This window comes from Pseudoalteromonas sp. P1-26 (assembly GCF_001401795.1).
Lineage (GTDB): Bacteria > Pseudomonadota > Gammaproteobacteria > Enterobacterales > Alteromonadaceae > Pseudoalteromonas.
The window spans coordinates 1-379 of record NZ_LKDX01000150.1 but is presented as its reverse complement, the minus strand read 5'-3'; the positions used below and the strand labels follow the sequence as shown (position 1 = coordinate 379).

Here is a 379-nt window from a genome sequence, read left to right as displayed (position 1 = left end):
GCGTATCCTATAAAGTTGGCTCTCGCCCCATTTTTAAGTGCGGTGGACTTTATGCGTTGCTCAAGACCTGCAAGAGTCATCAGCATCAAGGTTGGAGATATGATCCCGCCTTGTGGTGTTCCCTCGTCAGTGCGATAGAACAGCCCTTTGTCCATAAAACCAGACTTTAACCATTGTTCCAACATTCGTTTATCTACAGCTATATTATTCATAAGCCATTGATGCCCAATCTTGTCGAAACAGGCTTTGATATCTCCCTCAAGAACCCATTGCGCGGATTGCTTTTTACTCAAACAGAGAAAACACTGAGCAATAGCATCAGCAGTGCTTCTATTGCGCCGAAAGCCGTAGCTATTTGGGTCAGCAAGTGTTTCTGACA

Annotated in this window: 1 protein-coding gene; it reads right to left on the bottom strand. The window is 44.9% G+C overall.

Annotation, left to right across the window (positions count from 1 at the left end; all coding sequences use genetic code 11):
* A partial coding sequence (locus AN394_RS21340) for a reverse transcriptase domain-containing protein (protein WP_268795674.1) occupies positions 1–379 on the bottom strand: 379 nt, incomplete at both ends.